Consider the following 3,367-nt stretch of genomic DNA (forward strand, 5'->3'; position numbering starts at 1 on the left):
AGGTTATGCTATGGAGCGCATGCGCTCCATAGCACTGTGTATCACTCGCGCATACGGCCAACGGATCTCGGGAGATAGGAATGACGATAGGCACGATCGAACTGGCCGAACAAGAGCTTGCCCTTCTTGAACAAATCGATTTCAACTGGCACTCCCATGACAGTGGCCGGCGTTCGTGTGACGCGGCTGCAAGGTTGATGCCGTTGCTTTTGCAGCGCAAAGCGATCCCCGAGCGCCGTTTGCGCTACTTTGACGATCCGGAGCTCAATGGAGGAAGAAAGTCCCGTCTGCAGGTGTTCGAAGGCAACGGCACTGTAGGAGTTGACATCTTTGGACACGGAAACTTTCTCCGTCATCTCCGCTATTTCATCCACGGGGCGGCATTGCCTGAGCGCATCAAAAGCCAGATGGCCGAGCTGGTCGGCGACCCCTCGTATTTCACCAGTGGTGACCTTGAGCCGGCGCGCAAGCTCGCTCGACAGTTGGCTCGATCGTCCGGGCTCGGATCTGCTTTTTCCAGTTGATGAATGACCTTGGATTAAGTCCAAGTTGCGCGGACTCAGTGCGACGAGCGGTACTGTCCGTGCGTTAGGCGACATCTGGGTTGCCAGGCGGTTTCGCTTTCCGCCTGGACGTTCAATCCAGCTTTCACGTCCCGTCCTGGCTAGGGATGGTGTTCAAAACCGGAGTTGCGAAGCACGCTGAGCGCACAAGTCTCGCGACATGAAACTCCCGCGCCCGTTTTGATAGATTTCAACGCCATGGAGGTCGAGCTCTCGGCCTTTGAAGGCCCATCCTGGCCTTTGGGCGCTCTGCAGGCGCACTCATCCCTGTGCCCTCTGCAAAAGCCGGTGCCGCGCCATCCACAGGTTGGACAGGGCGAACAGCGTGTGCAGTTGCGCCGTATTCTTGGCCAGCCCGCGGTAGCGCACTTTCACAAACCCGAACTGGCGCTTGATCACCCGAAACGGGTGCTCCACCTTGGCCCGGATACGCGCCTTCACATGCTCGAGTTCATCGAGCACGCGCCCCATCGGAGTAGCCTTGTCCAGCACCCGGCGCTTACCCGGTCGCATGGCCACATGCCAGTTGGCCTTGATGCCCTGCGTCTCTTCGCGTTTGCCCACACCCTGGTAGCCCGCATCCGCAAACACATCGCGCTCTTCGCCGTGCACCAGTGCGCTGGCCTGCGTCACGTCATTGACGTTGGCCGCCGTGCCCACCACCGTGTGCACCAGGCCTGAATCGGCATCTACGCCGACGTGCGCTTTCATACCGAAGTGCCATTGGTTTCCCTTCTTCACTTGGTGCATCTCCGGGTCACGCTCGCCGCTGGCGTTCTTGGTCGAACTGGGTGCAGGTATCAAGGTGGCATCGATGGCTGTGCCGCTCTTGAGCAGGAGGCCCTTGGCGGCCAACGTGCTGTTGACGGTAGCCAGTATCTGCAGGCTGAGCTGGTGCTCTTCGAGTAGGTGGCGAAAGCGCAGGATGCTCACGCGATCTGGAATGCGCTGGCTACCCGAAAGACCAGCGAAGTCGCGATACAGCGGGGTTTCGAACAGAGCCTCTTCCATGGCCAGGTCCGACAGGCCGAACCACTGCTGCAAAAAATGAATGCGCAGCATGGTCTCGTGCGCAAACGGTGGGCGCCCCGTGCTGGCCACCGGCGAGGCCGCTGCGATCAACGCGATGAGTTCGCGCCACGGCACCACCAGCTCCATCTCGTCCAGGAAAACCGCCTTGCGCGTGCGCCTTGTGCTCAAGTTGAGTCCCAGTTCGGCTTGTTTCTTCATGACCTGATTGTTCTGCTTCGCTGGCCTTCACGCCATCGGGGACTGCACGGGGTTTTGAACACCATCCCTAGGTAGAATATCGTATCGAGATCTGTGTACCCAAAGGTGTACCCCGAGAATCGAGACGTTCGTGAGAGCGAGCATTGGCGCGGGTTGGAGAGGATTTTTCGATCCAGCCCCAGGCACCACTTCTGTTTCTCAGACGATCCCAAGTTAGCCCAGAGTCCTTGTAAATCAAGAACTTAGCCTGAAAAGGCGGCTCAAGCGGTATCGTTGAATTCCACAACGTCCCGTTCTTGCGTGTACCCCTACTCTGTGGCCGGTGTGACCTATCGCGCGCTCATCAGCAGCGCAGCAAGCAATCCCAAACCGATCGCAATCGCTGCTGGATTGTCCGGCTTCTCTGAAATCACATCGACGCCTTGCTGCCGAAGGCGCGCCTCGTACTGATCGGCCCACTGCAACACTTGGCCAGGCTGCAAGCCGAGCTGTGTTGCCGCGTTCCTGAGTTGCGAGAGGTTTAGTACGGAGTCGCCTGACTCAAGTCTGGAATAGGCGGACTGCGATAGTCCAAGGGTTGCTGCGAGATCGCCTTGCTTGATCCCGCGAGCCTCACGCTGCTGCGCCAATATCTTGCCGACCAAAGCGGGATAGGTGACCAACGGTTTTTGAGGGGGGATTGACTTTTCCTGCATGTATGCGTTTAATGCAAATATGTTCAACAGGAGGATACCATGATTCCCGTTTCAAACCATCAAAAGATCTGGGCACTTCCCGCAGGAACCGTCATTCGGGTTAACTGCGGTTTCTATGATCATGTGGCGTTGCTCAGTGATCGATGGATTGGCGGGGAGCGTGGTGTCTTGTCGTTTTCGGCGCAAAGCTGTGGGCTCGTCGAGCAATGCATATCGACATTCGCGGCCGCTCGCCCTGTAACGGTAGACGGATATCTCGGTGGCCTGCCGCCCGGAACCGTGATGCAGCGTGCGCGGCTGAAGCAGGTACAGGGTTATTCATGGACAAAATTCAACTGCGAGCACTTCGTCCGTTACGCGCACGGCGTACCCGTGGAGAGCCCTCAGCTGCAGCAATGGGCGTTTCTGGGCAGCGCGTTCGGATTTCTCGCGCTCTTATCTGCAAAGGCATGAGCACTCCAGACATTGGCATGGTCGGAGCGCCCAGCCGCTTCGGCGAGTTTGCATAGTTGGAGGCGAAGCCCAAATGAAAACCCCGGCTCTAGGCCGGGGTGGATTTTTTAGGTCTTACGTGAAGGGTCTTAGGGAGAGTTGGCTGGTACTTCGGTCCTGCTTACCGTAAGACCTGGTGAATCAGGCCAAGGCTATGTTCTGAGGATGGCGTCCGAAAATGGGTTGCGCGGCTTGCCATTCGTCAAAAGCGGATTGGGGCGGTCTCGCTTCCACACGCTGGATGCAGATGATGCAGCGAGGATTTCCAAATGGTTTGGAGCGCCGGAGGGACCCTGATGGCCACCCAAATTCCCCCGTCTATGGCCACCTCAAACTCCCCCACCTGAACTGATCGGGGATAGGGGTTTAACGCCGGCGTCGTCGGCA

Annotated in this window: 4 protein-coding genes; 2 read left to right on the forward strand and 2 right to left on the reverse strand. The window is 58.1% G+C overall.

Going from position 1 to position 3,367, the window contains the following annotated elements; genetic code table 11:
- Window positions 1-80: 80 nt before the first annotated feature.
- On the forward strand, window positions 81-524 hold the full coding sequence (locus tag ACN4F8_RS00005) for a hypothetical protein (RefSeq protein ID WP_419471691.1): 444 nt from the start codon (window positions 81-83) through the stop codon (window positions 522-524).
- 300 nt (window positions 525-824) lie between these two features.
- On the opposite strand, the gene ACN4F8_RS00010 is transcribed toward ACN4F8_RS00005, so the two are convergent.
- Together ACN4F8_RS00010 and ACN4F8_RS00015 are read right to left on the reverse strand one after the other, a co-directional pair.
- The gene (locus ACN4F8_RS00010; RefSeq protein ID WP_305354164.1) at window positions 825-1,793 is read right to left on the reverse strand and encodes an IS5 family transposase; all 969 of its coding nucleotides are present in this window, start codon (window positions 1,791-1,793) and stop codon (window positions 825-827) included.
- Between the two features lie 329 nt (window positions 1,794-2,122).
- Entirely contained in the window at window positions 2,123-2,515 is a 393-nt protein-coding gene (locus tag ACN4F8_RS00015; protein WP_291084526.1) for a helix-turn-helix domain-containing protein, read from the reverse strand.
- Between the two features lie 12 nt (window positions 2,516-2,527).
- Here ACN4F8_RS00015 and ACN4F8_RS00020 point away from each other — a divergent pair, with 12 nt between their 5' ends.
- Entirely contained in the window at window positions 2,528-2,941 is a 414-nt protein-coding gene (locus tag ACN4F8_RS00020; RefSeq protein ID WP_291084529.1) for a hypothetical protein, read from the forward strand.
- Window positions 2,942-3,367: the final 426 nt, after the last annotated feature.

It is taken from the genome of Hydrogenophaga sp. (assembly GCF_048549895.1).
In the GTDB taxonomy this organism is placed as follows: Bacteria; Pseudomonadota; Gammaproteobacteria; order Burkholderiales; family Burkholderiaceae_C; genus Hydrogenophaga.